The sequence below is a fragment of the Pseudanabaena yagii GIHE-NHR1 genome, from assembly GCF_012863495.1.
GTDB classification, from domain to species: Bacteria; Cyanobacteriota; Cyanobacteriia; order Pseudanabaenales; family Pseudanabaenaceae; genus Pseudanabaena; species Pseudanabaena yagii.
In genome coordinates, this window is record NZ_JAAVJL010000003.1 from 114,864 (window position 1) to 132,235 (window position 17,372).

Consider the following 17,372-nt stretch of genomic DNA (forward strand, 5'->3'; position numbering starts at 1 on the left):
GCATAGCAAACCCTCTCTCAAAGCCTCAGAGCAAAAAAGCCCTGCCTTTTTCCAGTATTGACAATCGAAGGAAGCGTTGCAAATAAGTCACGCCCCAAATCGATCAAGCTGTTGATCTAGGCTATACAGAATTATTAAAAGCAGTTTTAGAAGTAACTTCTCATAAAGAAAGACTAACCATCGTTCAACGCATAAATATAGAGCCACCAAACTATTTCTTACGTTAATAGAATTATCCTATAACTGAAAAGCGAACAGATCTAGACATTGACAAGCTGAGGTACTGATTGCAAAGGTTCTAAGAATATTCCCAAAATCTTATCAACCTCACTGATATAGTATTCCACCACATCGATTTGAACTAGATTTTGTTCTAACTTAATAAATCGCCAGTTTGTACCACTAGTAACAGCGCCATAAATAATTGGAATTTCATTATGATGCTGTTCATTAAATATTTGAGCCGCAACCATTGCTGCAACACATTGACCGACACCACCAAAAATATCTTCTCGCTTTGCCTCAATAATAATCACCACAGGCGCTGTAATTTCCAACTGTTCCTCAGATCTGCTTAACAAAAAATCGCAAAATCCCGTCAAGCCGCGATCGCGATCAACCGTAAACTCTGAGCCAGAAAACAATGAAATTTTATAATTCAATTGGCGGCGTACTTCGCTCAATACCTGAGCAATGATAAATTCTGATCTTGCCTTTTCAGTACCAACCGCAATTGCAAAAGATAGATTTTCTTGAAGCAGCGTAGTCAGGATTTGGGAAGGTTGAACTTTAGATGTATTAGCAAAAAGGTTAGTTTTTTCATCAATGGTTAATTGAAAAGCTTCTTTGACTTTGCTAAACGTGAAGTCACTGTATGCCATAAAAATCTACATTTTCGTGATGCTCTTATTTTACTTGTTTTGGATCGCCTATACTGCCTGTTGAGGCTTAAAGTAGTACAGAGAAATTTTTGAAGGTGTGGCAAAGCCGCACCTTCAAAAATTTCTCTGGGCTTAAAGTCATTACAAAGCGTTGTAATTAAGCACTGTAACAAAGCACAAATAGCTAGGACGCTTTCGGGGTTATTTTGACGAATAGACGAATAACTGTGCAGATGAAAGCGTAATCACGCTAAATGTAGAATAGGTTTAGCTCATATAGTCATGAAACCATGCCCGTACCCGTAGAACAGTTACTAACCCCTGAAATCCTGAAACCTGCCCGTTATTTGGGTAACGAGTTTGGTGCAGTGCATAAGCCTTGGGATCAGGCGATCGTGCGTTGGTCGCTCACCTATCCTGAAATTTATGAGGTGGGCGCATCAAACTTGGGACATATCATCCTTTACAGCATTATTAACTCTAAAGATGGGCAGCTATGCGATCGCGCCTATCTTCCTGCCCCCGATCTATCGGCAAAGCTCCGCGAAACTCAGACTGCGTTGTTTGCCGTTGAGTCCAAGCGATCGCTGCGGGAATTTGACATTTTAGGCTTTAGCCTTAGCTATGAGCTAGGCGCAACCAATGTATTGGAAATGTTTGACCTTGCTCAAATTCCGATGACATGGCGAGAGCGTAGTGAGTTAAGTATTGAGGAATGTCCATTAATCTTTGCAGGCGGACAAACCGCTACTTCTAATCCTGAACCATATGCCGATTTCTTTGATTTCTTTGCCCTCGGTGATGGCGAAGAATTATTACCAGAAATTGGGGAAGTCGTGAAAGCGGCGAAGCTAGCGGGCAAAACTCGCCGTGAGACTTTGCTAGATCTTGCCAATGAGATTGATGGAGTTTATGTTCCCGAATTCTATGATCTGGATGAAAGAACGGGAGCGATTAAACCTAATCGCAGAGATGTTTCGCCACGCATTCTGCGCCGTGTCGCCACCCCAAGCCCTGAGCATAGCATCGGCTTAGTTCCCTTAATTGAGACTGTCCATGATCGCCTTGTGATCGAAATTAGAAGAGGCTGTACTCGCGGTTGTCGCTTTTGCCAACCGGGGATGCTTACCCGCCCAGCCCGTGATGTCGATCCTGAGAAGGTGGTCGATACGATTGAGAGAGCGATTCGGGAAACGGGCTATAACGAATTTTCGTTGCTTTCCCTCTCTTGTTCCGATTATTTGGCTTTGCCATCAGTGGGAGTGCAGATTAAGAATCGCTTCAAAGATGAACATGTTACTTTATCGCTTCCTAGTCAAAGGGTCGATCGCTTTGATGAAAATATCGCCCATATGCTCCGTAGTGGTGATGGTCGTCAGCAGAGGCTAACCTTTGCGCCAGAGGCAGGCACACAGCGCCTAAGGGATGTAATTAATAAGGGCTTAACTGATGAAGAATTACTACAGGGCATTAAAACTGCCTATGTCGAAGGTTGGGATAAGGTCAAGCTCTATTTCATGATTGGATTGCCGACAGAAACCGATGAGGATGTAATTGGCATCGTCAATACAGTGGAGTGGCTACAACAGGAATGTTCGCAAAAGGGAAGAAAGAAAATCTCCTTTAATTTGACTATTTCTAACTTCACACCTAAGCCCCATACACCTTTCCAATGGCACACCGTTTCTAGTGGTGAATTTGTGCGGAAACAGCAGCTACTTCGCAAAGAATTCCGTCGCTTGAGTGGCGTGAAGGTTAATTACACCGAAGTTCGCATTAGTGCGATGGAGGATTTTGTCGGACGAGGCGATCGCCGTTTAGGTAAAGTTCTCTATCGCGCATGGCAACTGGGCGCAGGCATGGACTCATGGTTTGAGAATAGTGATAAAGCTTTTGGCGCATGGACACAGGCGATCGCTGAGGCGGATCTGGTTTGGGATGCGCCATCGTTAAAAATTCCCGATCCCTTGCCTTGGGATCATATTGATACGGGCATTGACAAGCAATGGCTGATCGAAGATTGGGAAAGAGCGATCGCTGCTAAGGTAATTCCCGATTGTTCCTTCGGTGGTTGCTCGGAGTGCGGTGTCTGTGGTCCTGAATTTGGTCATAACGAGGTGATCCCCCCCCCCGAAGTTCCGCCAATTTCTTTAGAGAAGCCCAAAGTTCCGCCAAGAGTGCAACGCATTCGCCTTAAGTTTGGCAAATTGGGCGATATGAGTTTGATTTCCCATTTAGATTTACAACGCTTCTTCCAGCGTGCGGCACGTCGTGCGGCTCTGCCCATTGCTCATACCGAAGGCTTTAATCCATTACCACGGATTTCCATTGCTAAGGCTCTGCCTCTAGGTCAAACCAGTAGTGCCGAGTTTGTTGATTTTGAACTGACGCAAGTAATTCCTATTGAGGAATTTCAAGAACGCTTCAAGTCAGAACTAGACAATGATTTACCAATCTATGCCATTGAAGAAATTCCCGTGCATTCTCCTTCCCTAGACTCGATTCTAGAAGTTGCAGAATATACGCTCACCTGTGCCTTTATTACTCCTAAAGAACGCAATGCTGCGGATATTATGGATTTACTCGAAGGTGCAAGTTATTGTGTACTAGCGGCTACTTCTATTCAAATGCCAAAGGTATCGAAATCGGGACGTAATCAAATGCTGGAATTACGCGATCGCATTTTCACAATTAATGTCATCAACCCAGATCCCAATCTGCCCACAATTCACTTCATGGGAAGCTGTAAGCCCGATAGCAATCTCAAGCCTGAGTATGTGGTCTATATGATGAATAAATATCTCCCTGAAGATGACGAGATTAAATTAGTCAAAGTCCATCGTGAATCAATGCGTTAAGGTTTTGTGTAGTCCAGATAAACTTTCAAAAAGATAGCTAAACAATCTTTTTGAAAGTTTATCTGAGTTTTAAGAAAGCGCAAGTTGATAACATTTCTAAAAAATATGACTCATCTATTTACTCCATTACAACAACGCGGCATAACTTTTCGTAATCGGATTGGAGTTTCGCCGATGTGTCAATATTCCAGTACCGATGGATGTGCCAGTGACTGGCACATTACCCATCTAGTTAGTCGCGCGATCGGTGGTGCAGGGCTAGTATTTACCGAAGCTGCCGCAGTAGAACCTGAAGGTCGGATTTCACCCAAAGATTTAGGTATTTGGTCGGATCAACATATTGAAACACTTACCAAAATCACTCAGCAAATCCATCAAGCAGGTGCGATCGCAGGAATTCAACTTGCCCATGCAGGACGTAAAGCAAGTTGTGCTGTGCCTTGGGAAGGAGGTAAGCCAATTGATGAGAGTCAAGGAGGTTGGCGACCTGTGTTTGCCCCTAGTGCGATCGCTTTTAATCATGCTAATAGCCCAGAGCCTCAAGCTTTAGATTTAGCGGGGATTGAGCGAGTCAAAGCCGCCTTTATCAATGGTGCAAAACGTTCCGTCGAAGCAGGATTTCAAGTTATCGAAATTCATGCGGCACATGGCTATTTGCTCCATGAGTTTCTCTCACCCTTGAGCAATCACCGTGAAGATGACTATGGAGGTAATTTTGAGAACCGTATCCGTTTATTAGTCGAAATTGCCGTTGGTATTCGTGCTGTCGTTCCTGATCGCTATCCGATCTGGGTGAGAATTTCGGCAAGTGATTGGACTGAAAATAGTTGGGATATTGAGCAGAGTATAGAACTTGCCCATAAACTGAAAGCATTAGGTATTGATGCGATCGATGCGTCTTCAGGAGGCATTCTCAATGGACTTGGTGCAAATATTCCCCTCGGTGCAGGCTATCAAACTGCTTTTAGCGATCACATCCGTCGGGAAACAGGTATTAATACTGCCACTGTGGGTTTAATTACGGTTCCCGAACAAGCCGATCATATTGTGCGTACAGGTCAAGCTGATTTTGTGTTGATAGGTCGAGAATTTTTGAGAGATCCTTACTGGGCTGCCAGAGCTGCCAAACAATTAGGAATCAAGGACTTCGACTATCCTGTGCAATACCAACGAGCTTGGTTGTAGTATTGGCTGCGCTTTGCGCCGCATTTAATCAATTATTTTGACATTTCACCTTTAACTAACTGCAACTTGAAATGGCGCAACTCTCCAGAGTTGTTCTAATTTTGTGGCAGGCATCGTCAAATAGAGAATATCTCCTGCACTGAGAGAAGCTTCTAGCAAATTCCATCCGTGAATTGTTTGACAGGCAGTTTCAATATAAAGCGGTACAAAATCCGCAGTCATTGAAGCTTCACATACAGGTTTGCCGCAGAAGGGATGATTGGGCGTAATCATCGTAGCGATCGCTACCCAGAGACTATCGGCGACAATGCCATTACCGAGAATACGTCCACCTAAAGCGGAGGAAGCAAAAGCAGGAGCCGCAATTTCAGGAGGACTAAGTACTGCCTCAAAATCAAATACTTCCTGCGCCATACCTGCATAATAGGGATCGTCATAGCGCACAACTACACGACAACGGGGAGCAATTCCTTTGGCATTGAGAGCAATTTCAAGGTTCGCTGTATCGTTGCTGGTGACAGCAAGTAAACTTTCGGCTTTATCTAGATTGGCAGCTTTGAGCGTAGCAGGCAGACTCGCATCACCATGAATGACAGGGATATTATGCGATCGCACCGTATCTAAAAAACGATTATTAGGATCGCGTTCGATGATGAGAACTTCGTAACCATAGTTCACTAATTGCATGGCTGTCTGTACACCCACACTTCCCAAACCACAAATCACAATATGATTACGTTGTGGTACTCGTGCAGCATCCCAGAAGTTCCGTAACCGTGAGCCGAGAATAAAATCATTGAGAATCGCGTAGAAAATTCCAATTACTGCTGTACCAATCAGCATCATGATGATTGTAAAAACTTTGATGCTATCAGTAGCATGTTCTACTACCTGCTCATTGCCGCCTGCTCCCGTAATCATTCCCACGGAAAAATAGAGGGCATCAACAAAGGAAATCTTTAATTGCAAACTCGTATATACCAAGGTTGCAGAAAAAATTGTTAGCAAAAGAGCGATCGCTGTAAATAAAACTGCTTTTCCATGTTCATGAAAATGACGAAAGCCCATAAACAACTTTGAGATTTTTTGCAAGATCGGACGCGAGGCAGTTCTGACGCTGGGTTGTGTGCCTAGCAAGAGGCGATCGCCGATCTGCAATGTGCGCCCACTGAGTACAGCACTTACGAGATCAACTCTAGCCTCATCGTAGGGAAGGTAATAGATCAACATCCGCGTCCGATCTTCCCAAAACTCTGATAAGGGCTTGCCACACCAAGGATGACGCTCATCGATATATTCTTCGTGAATTGGCCAAATTTGGTTAAAGAGGCGCAACTGCCCGATCGCTTCGCTTCCCATAGCGCTAAAGGCAAATACGGGAGCTGCCAGAGCCGCAACGCTCATAGTGACATGATTAGGCAGGGTTAAATCTAAGCGTGTACCCAAACTAGAGTTAAACAGACGATTGATAATTCTGACATGGGGATTAAGTACTCTCGCCTGCATCAAGATGCTGAGATTACGGGTTTCATCGGCTCCTGCCAAAATCAAGGTCTGAGCATCTCGAATTCCTGCGGCTAGCAAAGTCTCCGCCGCCGCCAAATCTCCAATGACAATTTCTGCATCCGCTTGGTGAATAGGCTTGTCATGAATGCCAATCACAAAACAACCTTGCTGCTTGAGCAGGGTCAAAATCTTATAACCCGTTCGGTCTAGACCACAGACGATAATGCGGGGTTTCATTGCTTATACGCGATCGCGATCGCTACCCATAGGACTATCGCAACTATTGTGAGCTATAGATGACATTGCGACTGTAGCTCACAACACGAATCTGAATTAATGACGGGGTATTGCATCGCGCCACCTTTATATTTAATTACATTTAATCGGATCCAAAAGCGGTAATCCATTTGTGTTGAATCGCAGTTTCGATCAGTCCTTGTACGATCGCTAACCATGCAATATTTTCTCCTAACAAAATAGCGATCGCTAATGACATGGAAATAAAAGGCAACTGTATAAGTGAAGTTAATTCGTGATCAACTGTGGCAAAGGAACGAATACAGGCAAATGCTAAAATTGCCCCTGATTTGAGATGGGAGTTGCGATCGCGCCGCACAATGTAGCGATAGGTGACTGCAAACAAAAAACCTGCAAAGCCAATCATTGCTAGCTTGATCAACAAAATTAAGGGGTTACTAAGCTCGAAGCTGCTAATCAGTTGCACAGGTTCATTCGCCAGCATATTCTGCAAAAAGTGATGCAAAATTGCGATCGCAAAAAATGCGAAAACACTAGTGATCGCGCCAAGAAACCCTGCTTTAAAAGATTCAATGCGATCGGCAAGCGATAAATGCTCTGATTCAGTCGAAATAAATTTAGAAGATTGCACGCTCTTTAACTATATTTTGGTCTACAGCAATCCTACATGAGTTCAGAGGCAACAGAAAATCTCTGAACCTCACAACTTAAATTACCAAGCCTGTCAAGAAAAATGTACAACGCCCACAACTTACCTGTTTTGGCTCTGACGGTAAAAACAAGATGTACTTGTTCAAGTCACATTTCGCTGTTGATGGTTTGCTGATTTCCCTCATTTTTGCTAAGGCTATTGCTGGCTATTTCAAAACCCCTATTTTCTTCCTTTTGTCAATGCGTAACTCCTATAGCAACGTAAGAGATAGCTAGGACAAATCAAAAAACAAATAAGTGAAGGCAGCACTTCGTGCTGCCTTCACTTATTTGTTTTTTATGTCCTAAGCAAGCCTTACATTGCTATATAGGAACCAATGTAAAGTAAGGGAAGCATCTTCAGATTTGCATGGATATATCGCGCTGTATAATTCAACAAAGACGTTGCTATGCAGCGTCTTTAATTGTTAATTAGATGAAACTTCATGACAGAGCTTTGCGCGATCGCCCTCGGTAGTAACCTGAGCAGTGAAATCGGGGACTCCGAAAAAATTGTCCAAGCAGCGATCGCTCGACTCGCTAATCATCCCGAAATCGAGGTGGTTAAGGTTTCGCGTTGGTATCGCACCAAGGCAATTACCTTACCAAATTCTGCACCACAGCCTGATTACATTAATGGTTGTGCAATTTTAAAAACTATTCTCAATCCGTTGCAGTTATTACGTGCTTTGTTTTATATAGAGCAAATTTTTGGACGCGAACGCCGTGAACGGTGGGGAGCTAGAACCCTTGATCTTGATTTATTGCTGTATGGCGATCGCCTCATTGACTCGCCCGAACTAGTATTACCGCATCCTAGAATGAGCGATCGCGCTTTTGTTCTCTTACCCCTAGCCGAAATCGCCGCCGATTGGATTCATCCTGTTGCTGGTATATCGATCGCCGATCTCGCCCAAAATCCCCCTGACCTAGATTTAAGTCATCCCATAGCTATTGATTTAGTCTTAAATAGCTAGATCAATAACACGAACTAATCTTGATAATGATATCTGCGAGCAATAATGATGATGCTGTCATCCAGTACTTCATAAACGAGTCTATGTTCAGTGTTGATCCGTCTAGACCAATAGCCTGAGAGATTTGCTTTCAATCTTTCTGGTTTACCAATTCCTTCACAAGGACTGCGTAGAACTTCTTTGATTACAGTATTAATTCTTTTTAGAAGTTTTTTATAATTTTCCTGAAACCATAAATAATCATCCCAACCCTCTTCTGTAAATGTAAGTTTCATTCTTCAATTAAAGCTCTCTCAGTTACTTTTTGAGACTTTGCGGATTGAATTGAACTGAGGAGACGTTTTGCATTGGCAGGATTTGACAGTAAATATAAAGTTTCTTGCCAAGCAGAAAACTCATCAAGAGAAATTAATACGGCTTTGTTGCCTTTGTCATTACAAAGAATCGTTGGTTGTACGTCGGCTATTACGCGATCAATTAAACCATCTAAGTCATTACTTGCTTGCTGTGTTGTCATAGCATCCATTTTTTATGCCCTTATTTTCATTGCTGAGATGAGAGTTGAGCTTTTCCTAAGCCTAGTCGAAAGTAATGAACTATAGCAGTTTTCATTTTATTTTAAACAAAGCGAAAACTTGGTAATCTTAGCCTGAATTGATTTTTGTTTTTAAAAGATTCAATCTAATCAAAAGCACTCAGAGCGTCCTCTTGATTAGATTGAGATTAGGTATTAGGCGCTCACGCTAGAGCCAAAGCGAATTGAATATACTTCCTGTTCCTTGTCGGTGTAGATTTCTACATCGGACTTGGGATAGGAAACACAAAGAAGAACATAACCCTTTGCATCTAACTCTTCACCCATACCGCCAATCCCCATGCCTTGGCTTTGATCAACTTCACCCTTCACAATTTGGGCAGCGCAAGTTGTACATACACCCGCATAACATGAGCAGGGCAAATCCACACCCGCAGCGATCGCGGCATCAAGAATAGCTTGGTCTTCGGGGACAGGCACAATATAGGTTTGTCCGTGATGATGAAGGGTAGCTGTAAAGGTCTGAGTCATTTTTATAAGTTTTAGTGCGTAAAGTGAATGATAAGATATGCAATTGGCTTAATTTTATCTTCTCCTATGCAACCCCGCCACATCGCCCGCGAACTCGCACTATTTAGTATTAACCAATTACCTAGCCAATCCCAAAAGCTAGAGACGAAAACCCTTGATGACATCGTTACTGCGGTTGTGCGATCGCTGCATGATGAAACTAAAGAATTATTACAAACCGCTAGTGCTGAGTTACAACGCAGTCAAGAACGCATATCCTCTAGCGAAATCCGCACAGGTGACATCCGTCAAGATATTCAAGCAGTCGAAGGTATGGTACGCGAGGCGATCGAGCTAACTAAAAATGCCATTAACAATATTGGCTCGGCGTTAGAGTTTCCCGTCACCCTAGTTTTGTCGCAAAGGGATGAGGTGCGTAACTATGCGATCGATATTCTCAAGACTGTAAATACTAAGCGAACGCAGATTGATGAAACTATCAGTAGTGCCTTGGTTAATTGGCAAATTGATCGCCTTGCCCAAGTAGATAAAGATATTTTGCGGATTGCCACTGCAGAAATGATGTTTTTGAATGTGGCAAGTAAAATCGCGATCGATGAAGCGGTGGAGCTAGCTAAGCGCTATAGCAGTGAAGATGGCTATCGATTTATCAATGGTGTTTTACGCCGCATTGACGATCAACTTAAAGAATCCCGTAAATCAAAATAGGCTATACATTTTAGCCAAAATCAAGTCCCAAAATATGGCGTTTTTCACACAAGTGAAGTACAGAGAGTTTTTTCCACCGAAGGCTGCGAATCAACCTCATCCTTCACTCTTCACTAGACTGAAAAACGCTATATATTAGATTTTAGATTTTATAGATAATTCAAATAAGAACTACAGTTTCGACTTCGCTCAGCTAGCTTACACCGATGGCTGAGCGGAGTCGAAGCCCCTCTGCAAATTATTTAAAACAACTATATTTATATTTTAATTCCTACTCAAGGAAATTATCATCCAGTGATGTCTTCACAAAAAACATACAGCCTGCGATCGCAGTTGGTGCATGAATAGATCCAGCCTTGGAATAAAGATAGTCCCCTGCTTTGTAAGTAACGCCGCGATCGATTAACTCGCCTTGGAGCATAAAAATTTCTTCCCCCGTCGCATGGTGATGAGATGGATACTCAACATCTTGATCCGCACGGATTAAGGCTGATATCTCGCGTTTTTGGTGATCAATCTTTAACACAGTCATCATCAAACCTTTGACAGGATGAGGTTTCCACTTTAGTTCTCCCGATCGCAAAGCCACAAAATCTAAAACCTCTGTTTCCTGTTGGATGCGATTAAATAGTCTTTGTTTGAGACCAGCAGGAACATCTAAAGGAGTTTCAGTATAGGCTAGGGTCGCCGCAGTATTCTGGAGAGATCGCAGTTCTTGATCTATTTCTGGCGATGCGGCGGCAAGTTCTTCCACGGATTGGATTTCGTCAGGAGCGATCGCTGCAATGGCTGATAAGGCTAATAGATTTTGAAGTTCTTCTTGGTTCATGCAGTTTAGATCCTGATTTTTGGCTGTTAGCTATTGGCTATTAGCTGTTAGCTTTGTTGATATTTGGGTTAGTGGTTATGGTTAGCTTTCCCTAAAAGTTAAACCATTCGTCGCCGATCGCTTCGCGTAATTTTTTTAGTCCCAGACGAATACGGGTTTTTACCGTGCCGAGGGAAATACCTGTTTTCGCAGCAATTTCACTATGGCTGAGTCCGCTAAAGTAGGCAAGTTCTAGAACTAAGCGCTGTTCTTGGGGGAGTTCGGCTAGACAAGCTTTAATGTAGGAACTACGCTCTTGCAGTAAAACATCTTCTTCAGGGCTATCGGTGTGTGAGTGGATCTTGAGGACATCTTCAGAAGCTGCTACGGCTTTGTCAAACCTTGCATGACTACGTAGCCGATCCAGAGCGCGACTGCGTGTGAGCATAAATAGCCATGTATCTACTCTACCCTTTTGGAAATTGTAGTTTTTGGCAATCCTCCATACTTGAGTAAATACGTCTAAAACGATCTCTTCGGATTCCTCTGAAGAATTAAGAATTTTATAGGCAATCGTATAAATCACTTTTGCATAGCGATCGTAGAGTGCTGATAGGGCTGTCTGATCCTGTTCGGCAATGCGAATAATGAGCGCAACTTCATCTTGCTTGCTGTCACTATCTATTTTAAGAAATTTGCGATCGCATGAATCCAAGATCAGATCCTCTTCGTATTCCTATTTGAATCAGCGATTTCAAAGATCTCTAGGAGTTTGCCTGTTGCACTAGGCAACAGGCAAACTCAAAACCCTCGCTGACCAGCCACAACTGATTTTTTAACTATATATTATCTGGTGAAAACCATGTCTAGAACAGAAAGATCTTCTCGTTCCGCTTCGCGCCGCGAATTAATTAAAGCTGGGCTATTTGGAGCAATGGGAATTGCGGCTAGTACCGCAGTTGTTCCTGCGGTGATGGCACAGCCTAAGGGTGATGTGGTTAATGACATCAAGGTACTCAATAAGGCTCTATTTTATGAACATCAAGCAATTTGGGCCTATGGATTTGCCGCAGGTAAACTCACTGACAGCAATGTGGGTAAGGCAGTTTTGGCGATCGCTTTAGCGAACCAATCCGATCACAAAGCCCATCGTGACCTACTGGCGAGTGTCGTGAAGCAGCTAGGTGGTACACCTGTAACTGCGAAGATGGAATATCTGAAAACCGTTACTCCCTATATTGAGAGAGGTGAAGGGAATTTAGATTCCGATGTGAATATTGCGAAGCTTGCCCTTGCGCTAGAGGTCGATGCCGCGATCGCCTATGGTCGCGAAGTGGCTACTCTCAAGAATCCTGAACTCATCACCGCAGGCGCAAGTATTGGTTCTACTGAAGCTTCCCATGCCACGGTCATTCGCGCAGCATTTCAATCTCTAGGTGTTTCCCTGAATGTTGTTCCTGCTGCTTTTGTGAGCAAAGATACTCGCAATGATTGGATTCTCAAAGTTTAAATAAACTTTGGGAAGTATTGCTTTGCAATACTTCCCAAATATTTTACTAATTATAAATATCGCGACTAATGCTGCAAACTACTTCTTTCCCAAGTCCTCCGACTAAAATTCTTTGGCGACAAGTCTGGGGACTCTCAGTCCTATTAGCTGCAATTACCTTTAGCTGGATTGCTTACGGATTTTATCAGCCGAGAATTTTGGCAAAGATTGGATTTGTGGATTTAGCCGCATGGTTAGGCATTTTTCAGGGATTATTGGGGGCAGTTGTGGAACCAATTGTCGGCTGGTTTTCCGATCGCCTTCTCGGTCGATTTGGGAGTCGTCTACCACAGGTGGCGGTGGGCGTGACTCTCGCAGGACTCATTTTTGTAATTGTTTCTTGGCTGGTCGAAGCGCAACTTGCGGAGCAACTGCGGTGGATTGTGCCAGTAATGATGACAATTTGGGTAATCGCCATGATTATCTTTCGGGGACCTGCGATCGCTTTACTTCAGGGATTTGCACCAACGAGTCAACTACCTCAAGCTAATTCCGTTTTGGCTCTCGTTTTGGCAATTACTAGCGCGACTAGCCCCATACTGGGATTAATTCTCAAACAGATTGGTGCTTCCCTCACTTTTATTTTGGGAGCGATCGCGCTTTTAATTGGTTCAGTGTTGCTATGGTCATCCATGCCCAGACATTTAGCTACAGCAACAAGCCCCGAACTTACCATCGCAAATTTAACGCCAAATTCGGCGATCGCCTACAGCTTGCCCTTTTTGGTCGGTCTAGGCTCAGGCTTAGAAATTAATTTGTTGCTCCATATCCTCCCCCATCATCTTTTTGCAGCAATTGCTCATCTTCCAGTGGAATATTCTCAATCGGCAATTCTGTTAATTGCTGGTTTGGCGACATTACCTTTGCGATCGCTATTTGGTAGACAGAAAACAGCTTTTGGTATGGGCTGCGGATTAACCATAATTGCTGGTTGTCTTACGCTTTCATTACTGAGCGAAAATGGAATTTATTTAATATTGATAAGTGCGATCGCTTCTATCGCGCTAGGTTTAGTTTTAACTAATACGATTCCCTTAGCCTTAGCGATGGTTCCGCCACATCAAGCTGGCTTTGGGACGGGATTATATTTCGGTGGCAGTGGTTTAGCAACAGCAATTTTTGCAAGTGGTGTTATTGCATTAGGAGAAATTCCTGTCATTTATGGAGCATTTTTGAGCGGATTTGCCTTAGCTATTTCTTTAATCTGTTTAAAGAAGTTCATAAACTCCACAGTGTAAACAACAAAATTATAGTTGTTTTACAGCAAATTCTGATCAAACCCGCCACAAAAGAAGCTACCTAAAAGGCTCAAAGCAGATGCCACAATGATGGAACCAATTAAGAGCATCTTCATCAGTAATAGTCTGAATAGACGAAGTAATTGCCGCATCAAGAGCCTCGATTGTACGAGCTTTAGCTGAACGAATAATTTCCTTTAACTTTGACCAACACAACTCAATCGGTGATAAGTCAGGAGAATAAGGAGGGAGAAACTTGACCTTAGCCCCAACAGATTCAATTAAGATTTTCGCAATTTCTGCGTAATGTACTGGCAAATTGTCCATAGCAACAATTGCTCCAACCCATAATTGAGGCAATAATATTTTTTCAATAAAAACTAAAAAGCTTGCAGTATTTAAACTGCCCACAAAAGTCATTGCTGCTATCAACCCAGTATCACTCATTGCGCCGATTAAAGTAATGTTCTTGCCTTTGTTGCTTGGACGGTCGTCATATACTCTTGCTCCCCCTTCACATCTGCCATAGAACCTTGTCATCGCCAGATTTAGTCCTGTCTCATCAATGAATACAAGGTTTTTTACATCTATTGTATCGAGCCAACTCCGAAACTCATAGCGCAATTTTTGGACTCTCTCTGTGGCTTGTTCACTGGCTACTAAAGTTTTTTTTTACGTCCTAAATCCAATCGCTTGAGAGTACGGCTTAAACTCGATACACTCACCTTAATTTCTTTGCTTTCTTGGAGTTTTTCTTTTATCTCTCGCAGATATATATCATTTTGTTCTCTAACAATTGCTTTCACTAATTCTTCATTCTTGCCTTTAATTTTGGATCGTCGATCTCCTCCTTGCGGTTTTGCGGCGATTTCACCTGTTTCTCGATACCGACGCAATAAATCTCGCACAAAAGATAAACTTACTTTAAATCGTTTTGCCAAATCTCTCTGCGTATTTTCTTTGTTTTGCCATGCACTTAATATCTTTTCCCGTAAATAAGCGCGAATATGCTGCCATATTTTATTTCTATTTCGTGATGCTTCTAGATTACTCTTCCTGTGGCGGGTTTGATCGGAATTTGCTGTAAATAATTTGCAGAGGGGCTTCGACTTCGCTCAGCCATCGGTGTAAGCTAGCTGAGCGAAGTCGAAGCTGTAGTTCTTATTTGAATTATCTATAAAACCAACAAAGTTTTGAGGGGTTCAATTTGCCTATAGGCAAATTGAACCCCTCAAAACTTTATGAAGCTACTTTTCTTGATTTCCCTCTAATTGCCTAACTGCGGCTAATTCTCTTTCTAATAAATTTACACGCTCTAATAATTGTTGGTTAGAAGCGAGTAATTCCTGCGTTCTCGAAGACAAATAGGGATCAGATTCCCACCAGTTAATCCCGATTTCCTTCGCTTTATCCACCGAGGCTACTAGCAACCGAATTCTGATACTCAACAACTCCACACTGCCCACGGACACTGTGATATCACCCGCAATGACAATGCCCTTGTCTAATACTCTTTCCAGAATATCGGCAAGGGAAGAGCCAGTTGTACTAGTGTTTATTGCTTGAGATTTAATCGCTTGAGACATTAAGGTATTTGATCCAATAATTTAGCGAGTCCAAGTTCCGACTCAGGCTCACCACTACCATAGCGAGAAATCAACACATCAAAGCACAGTGCGCGGAAGTCATCATCTTTGCCAGAGACAGGAATTTCATGCTCAACGCAAATCTTACCAATCAACAAACAGGCTCTCAAACTCGATGCTTTGCTACATTGCACTTGCCGACGATAACCACGAATCAAGTTGATCAATTTCAGGGCTTGACTGCGATCTAAGCCTACGCGATTTACTAAGATTTGCTTTTCGGTTTCAACGTCCGCTTCACCAATGTTAATGGTGATCATGCGATCGAGTAGCGCGTCCTGTGTGGGATGTACCCCTGCATATTCCTCAGGATTAGAAGTAAAGATTGCTCGAAACAAGGGATGTACCCGCACATATTCCGATTGGGAACTGTCGGGAGGCAAGACGATGAGCTTCTCTTCGAGAGCGCTGAGCAATACGTTATTTACTTCAGGTCGCGATCGGTTAAACTCATCATAAATCAGCGTGAAGCCTTCCTTGGCTGCCAAAGTTAAACGCGAGTCTGTCCAATTTTGACGCAGATCGTCTTCAACTTTCAAAACTGAATGGATGTAGTTATCGACAACTTTTTTACGGGAATAGCCTGAGTTAGAACCAACCAATTGCGACGATCGCAAGTCTTCATCACCATAGATCAAAACCATTGGTCTACCGACTAAGCCTGCAAGGTGCATCGCTAAAGTAGTTTTGCCTGTACCAGCAGGCCCGCGCAAATGAATTGCAAAGCCCGATTGTAAATAGCGTAGCGCCCGACGGACAATTTGCTTAGTAAATTCCGTGCTGACAAATTGACGCGCATTGGCATGGAGAACTGTGGTCATGTTGATGAGCCTTCTGCCATTTGTAGTAAGGTGTTCAGGATATCAGAAGGATCGACTTTGAGCGTGTTTGCACCTTGAGCCAGTAAATCTCTAACGGTGTCGCGATCATTAACGACTTCTAATAGGCTAGAGTTTGTCGATAGTTGAGCCACATAGTCAACCACAAATTGCTCGATTTTACCAGAAGACTTAGGAGCTTCCTTGGGAGTTTCTTTAGGAGTTTCCTTAACCTCAACTGGTTTGGTTGCTACTGGTGGTGCAACAGTTTCTGGTTCTTTAGCAGCTTTCTTCTTAGACTTAGCAGGGGTATCTGTGCGCTCAGGAATGGGGTTTGATACTACCTTGGTCACAGGCTGAGGCACTGCTAAGGAACGCGAGCCTGCCCAAACTGAGTTACTTAAATTGACTCGAAAAGCACTGAGTTGATTAGCTTGAGCCTCGGCTGTCGCAAGGCGATTAGCTTCGAGATGTGCTAGAGATTCTTTAACATTAGCGGCGCGATCGCTAAGTTCCTGATTTCTTGAGGCAGCATCTTGTTTGGCTTGAGCGAGTCTTTGCTCGCTCGTAGCCTGTATTTGAGCCGAAACCTCTGCTGTTCTTGCCTGAGTTTCCTGTGCCCTTTGCTGAGCCGCAGCTTTAGCATTAGCCAAACGCGCTTTGTTAATATCTTCGATTTGCATTTGAGTAAAGGCGGCTCGCTCTTGAGTTAGTTGTTGACGTTGAGCACGATCAGCTTGCCCTGTACGAATTCTTGCCTTGTGGATATGCTTTAACTGCGATCGCGTTTTAAAAGTGCGAGTTCTGACTTCTTGGGCACGTTCTTCGCTGTCTTCGGTAGCTTGCTGAGCACGATTTGAACTGAGATCTTGCAAATATTGAGATACCTGATTAGCACGATTTTGCAGTTCTTCCTGTCGAGATGCCAAAGCATTTTCAGCGATCGCTTGTCTACCTTGTTCCCATGCCAGACGAGTCTGCTCAGCATGAGCTAAGTAAGCAGCCGTAGCCTCTGACTGTGTTTGTAAAGCTTTTTCTCGCTCTTGTCGCGCTAACTGTTGCTCAGCTAAAAATTTTGCACGCTCCTGTAGCCGTTGTTGCCTTGCTTCTGCAAATCCTTGCATCAAAGAAGCCATAACGTTATCCTCAAATTTACTCTTTCAAATCAAATTTATCAAATCAAC

At 43.2% G+C, this 17,372-nt stretch carries 18 protein-coding genes and 1 pseudogene; 6 read left to right on the forward strand and 13 right to left on the reverse strand.

Features of this window, described 5'->3' with window-relative positions; all coding sequences use genetic code 11:
* Positions 1 to 260 precede the first annotated feature (260 nt).
* A complete protein-coding gene (locus HC246_RS20720) occupies positions 261 to 881 on the reverse strand; it encodes a hypothetical protein (protein ID WP_169365350.1) in 621 nt (206 codons plus the stop codon).
* Positions 882 to 1,171: 290 nt separating this feature from the next.
* Here HC246_RS20720 and HC246_RS20725 point away from each other — a divergent pair, with 290 nt between their 5' ends.
* Complete coding sequence (locus tag HC246_RS20725; RefSeq protein ID WP_169365351.1) at positions 1,172 to 3,739, forward strand: TIGR03960 family B12-binding radical SAM protein; 2,568 nt, start codon at positions 1,172 to 1,174, stop codon at positions 3,737 to 3,739.
* A gap of 105 nt (positions 3,740 to 3,844) precedes the next feature.
* A complete protein-coding gene (locus HC246_RS20730; RefSeq protein WP_169365352.1) occupies positions 3,845 to 4,924 on the forward strand; it encodes an NADH:flavin oxidoreductase/NADH oxidase in 1,080 nt (359 codons plus the stop codon).
* 51 nt (positions 4,925 to 4,975) lie between these two features.
* Here the strand turns inward: HC246_RS20730 and HC246_RS20735 are convergent, their stop codons facing one another.
* The gene (locus HC246_RS20735) at positions 4,976 to 6,667 is read right to left on the reverse strand and encodes an NAD-binding protein (protein WP_169365353.1); all 1,692 of its coding nucleotides are present in this window, start codon (positions 6,665 to 6,667) and stop codon (positions 4,976 to 4,978) included.
* Positions 6,668 to 6,809: 142 nt separating this feature from the next.
* On the reverse strand, positions 6,810 to 7,319 hold the full coding sequence (locus HC246_RS20740) for a hypothetical protein (protein ID WP_169365354.1): 510 nt from the start codon (positions 7,317 to 7,319) through the stop codon (positions 6,810 to 6,812).
* Positions 7,320 to 7,824: 505 nt separating this feature from the next.
* On the opposite strand from HC246_RS20740, the gene folK reads away from it, so the two are divergent.
* The gene (folK, locus tag HC246_RS20745; RefSeq protein WP_169365355.1) at positions 7,825 to 8,355 is read left to right on the forward strand and encodes a 2-amino-4-hydroxy-6-hydroxymethyldihydropteridine diphosphokinase; all 531 of its coding nucleotides are present in this window, start codon (positions 7,825 to 7,827) and stop codon (positions 8,353 to 8,355) included.
* A gap of 14 nt (positions 8,356 to 8,369) precedes the next feature.
* On the opposite strand, the gene HC246_RS20750 is transcribed toward folK, so the two are convergent.
* The 3 genes from HC246_RS20750 to HC246_RS20760 all read right to left on the reverse strand — a co-directional run bounded on the left by HC246_RS20750 (position 8,370) and on the right by HC246_RS20760 (position 9,421).
* On the reverse strand, positions 8,370 to 8,630 hold the full coding sequence (locus tag HC246_RS20750; protein ID WP_169365356.1) for a Txe/YoeB family addiction module toxin: 261 nt from the start codon (positions 8,628 to 8,630) through the stop codon (positions 8,370 to 8,372).
* Positions 8,627 to 8,881: a type II toxin-antitoxin system Phd/YefM family antitoxin gene (locus HC246_RS20755; protein WP_169365357.1), complete on the reverse strand. Its 255-nt coding sequence runs from the start codon at positions 8,879 to 8,881 to the stop codon at positions 8,627 to 8,629. Before HC246_RS20755 ends, HC246_RS20750 begins: the two co-directional genes overlap by 4 nt.
* 204 nt (positions 8,882 to 9,085) lie before the next feature.
* Entirely contained in the window at positions 9,086 to 9,421 is a 336-nt protein-coding gene (locus HC246_RS20760; RefSeq protein ID WP_169365358.1) for a 2Fe-2S iron-sulfur cluster-binding protein, read from the reverse strand.
* A gap of 66 nt (positions 9,422 to 9,487) precedes the next feature.
* Here HC246_RS20760 and nusB point away from each other — a divergent pair, with 66 nt between their 5' ends.
* On the forward strand, positions 9,488 to 10,129 hold the full coding sequence (gene nusB / locus HC246_RS20765; RefSeq protein WP_169365359.1) for a transcription antitermination factor NusB: 642 nt from the start codon (positions 9,488 to 9,490) through the stop codon (positions 10,127 to 10,129).
* Positions 10,130 to 10,400: 271 nt separating this feature from the next.
* On the opposite strand, the gene HC246_RS20770 is transcribed toward nusB, so the two are convergent.
* Positions 10,401 to 10,958: a cupin domain-containing protein gene (locus tag HC246_RS20770; protein WP_169365360.1), complete on the reverse strand. Its 558-nt coding sequence runs from the start codon at positions 10,956 to 10,958 to the stop codon at positions 10,401 to 10,403.
* 91 nt (positions 10,959 to 11,049) lie between these two features.
* The gene (locus HC246_RS20775) at positions 11,050 to 11,652 is read right to left on the reverse strand and encodes a sigma-70 family RNA polymerase sigma factor (protein WP_169365361.1); all 603 of its coding nucleotides are present in this window, start codon (positions 11,650 to 11,652) and stop codon (positions 11,050 to 11,052) included.
* A gap of 147 nt (positions 11,653 to 11,799) precedes the next feature.
* Here HC246_RS20775 and HC246_RS20780 point away from each other — a divergent pair, with 147 nt between their 5' ends.
* A complete protein-coding gene (locus tag HC246_RS20780; protein ID WP_169365362.1) occupies positions 11,800 to 12,447 on the forward strand; it encodes a ferritin-like domain-containing protein in 648 nt (215 codons plus the stop codon).
* A gap of 68 nt (positions 12,448 to 12,515) precedes the next feature.
* Complete coding sequence (locus tag HC246_RS20785; protein WP_169365363.1) at positions 12,516 to 13,724, forward strand: MFS transporter; 1,209 nt, start codon at positions 12,516 to 12,518, stop codon at positions 13,722 to 13,724.
* 57 nt (positions 13,725 to 13,781) lie between these two features.
* On the opposite strand, the pseudogene HC246_RS20790 reads toward HC246_RS20785, so the two are convergent.
* The 5 genes and pseudogenes from HC246_RS20790 to gvpC form a co-directional block, all read right to left on the reverse strand.
* Positions 13,782 to 14,363 (reverse strand): annotated as a pseudogene (locus HC246_RS20790) (IS630 family transposase); the annotation flags it as partial.
* Between the two features lie 20 nt (positions 14,364 to 14,383).
* Complete coding sequence (locus HC246_RS20795) at positions 14,384 to 14,665, reverse strand: helix-turn-helix domain-containing protein (protein ID WP_225903073.1); 282 nt, start codon at positions 14,663 to 14,665, stop codon at positions 14,384 to 14,386.
* 306 nt (positions 14,666 to 14,971) lie between these two features.
* On the reverse strand, positions 14,972 to 15,310 hold the full coding sequence (locus HC246_RS20800) for a gas vesicle protein (RefSeq protein ID WP_126387278.1): 339 nt from the start codon (positions 15,308 to 15,310) through the stop codon (positions 14,972 to 14,974).
* Complete coding sequence (gene gvpN, locus HC246_RS20805) at positions 15,310 to 16,191, reverse strand: gas vesicle protein GvpN (protein ID WP_169365364.1); 882 nt, start codon at positions 16,189 to 16,191, stop codon at positions 15,310 to 15,312. The genes HC246_RS20800 and gvpN overlap by 1 nt, the downstream gene beginning before the upstream one ends.
* Complete coding sequence (gene gvpC, locus HC246_RS20810; RefSeq protein WP_169365365.1) at positions 16,188 to 17,324, reverse strand: gas vesicle protein GvpC; 1,137 nt, start codon at positions 17,322 to 17,324, stop codon at positions 16,188 to 16,190. Before gvpC ends, gvpN begins: the two co-directional genes overlap by 4 nt.
* Positions 17,325 to 17,372 lie beyond the last annotated feature (48 nt).

Coding starts and splice junctions, on each gene's coding strand:
- HC246_RS20720 (WP_169365350.1), bottom strand. CDS start 881: ATGGCATACAGTGACTTCACGTTTAGCAAAGTCAAAGAAGCTTTTCAA.
- HC246_RS20725 (WP_169365351.1), top strand. CDS start 1,172: ATGCCCGTACCCGTAGAACAGTTACTAACCCCTGAAATCCTGAAACCT.
- HC246_RS20730 (WP_169365352.1), top strand. CDS start 3,845: ATGACTCATCTATTTACTCCATTACAACAACGCGGCATAACTTTTCGT.
- HC246_RS20735 (WP_169365353.1), bottom strand. CDS start 6,667: ATGAAACCCCGCATTATCGTCTGTGGTCTAGACCGAACGGGTTATAAG.
- folK (WP_169365355.1), top strand. CDS start 7,825: ATGACAGAGCTTTGCGCGATCGCCCTCGGTAGTAACCTGAGCAGTGAA.
- HC246_RS20750 (WP_169365356.1), bottom strand. CDS start 8,630: ATGAAACTTACATTTACAGAAGAGGGTTGGGATGATTATTTATGGTTT.
- HC246_RS20755 (WP_169365357.1), bottom strand. CDS start 8,881: ATGGATGCTATGACAACACAGCAAGCAAGTAATGACTTAGATGGTTTA.
- HC246_RS20760 (WP_169365358.1), bottom strand. CDS start 9,421: ATGACTCAGACCTTTACAGCTACCCTTCATCATCACGGACAAACCTAT.
- nusB (WP_169365359.1), top strand. CDS start 9,488: ATGCAACCCCGCCACATCGCCCGCGAACTCGCACTATTTAGTATTAAC.
- HC246_RS20770 (WP_169365360.1), bottom strand. CDS start 10,958: ATGAACCAAGAAGAACTTCAAAATCTATTAGCCTTATCAGCCATTGCA.
- HC246_RS20780 (WP_169365362.1), top strand. CDS start 11,800: ATGTCTAGAACAGAAAGATCTTCTCGTTCCGCTTCGCGCCGCGAATTA.
- HC246_RS20785 (WP_169365363.1), top strand. CDS start 12,516: ATGCTGCAAACTACTTCTTTCCCAAGTCCTCCGACTAAAATTCTTTGG.
- HC246_RS20800 (WP_126387278.1), bottom strand. CDS start 15,310: ATGTCTCAAGCGATTAAATCTCAAGCAATAAACACTAGTACAACTGGC.
- gvpN (WP_169365364.1), bottom strand. CDS start 16,191: ATGACCACAGTTCTCCATGCCAATGCGCGTCAATTTGTCAGCACGGAA.
- gvpC (WP_169365365.1), bottom strand. CDS start 17,324: ATGGCTTCTTTGATGCAAGGATTTGCAGAAGCAAGGCAACAACGGCTA.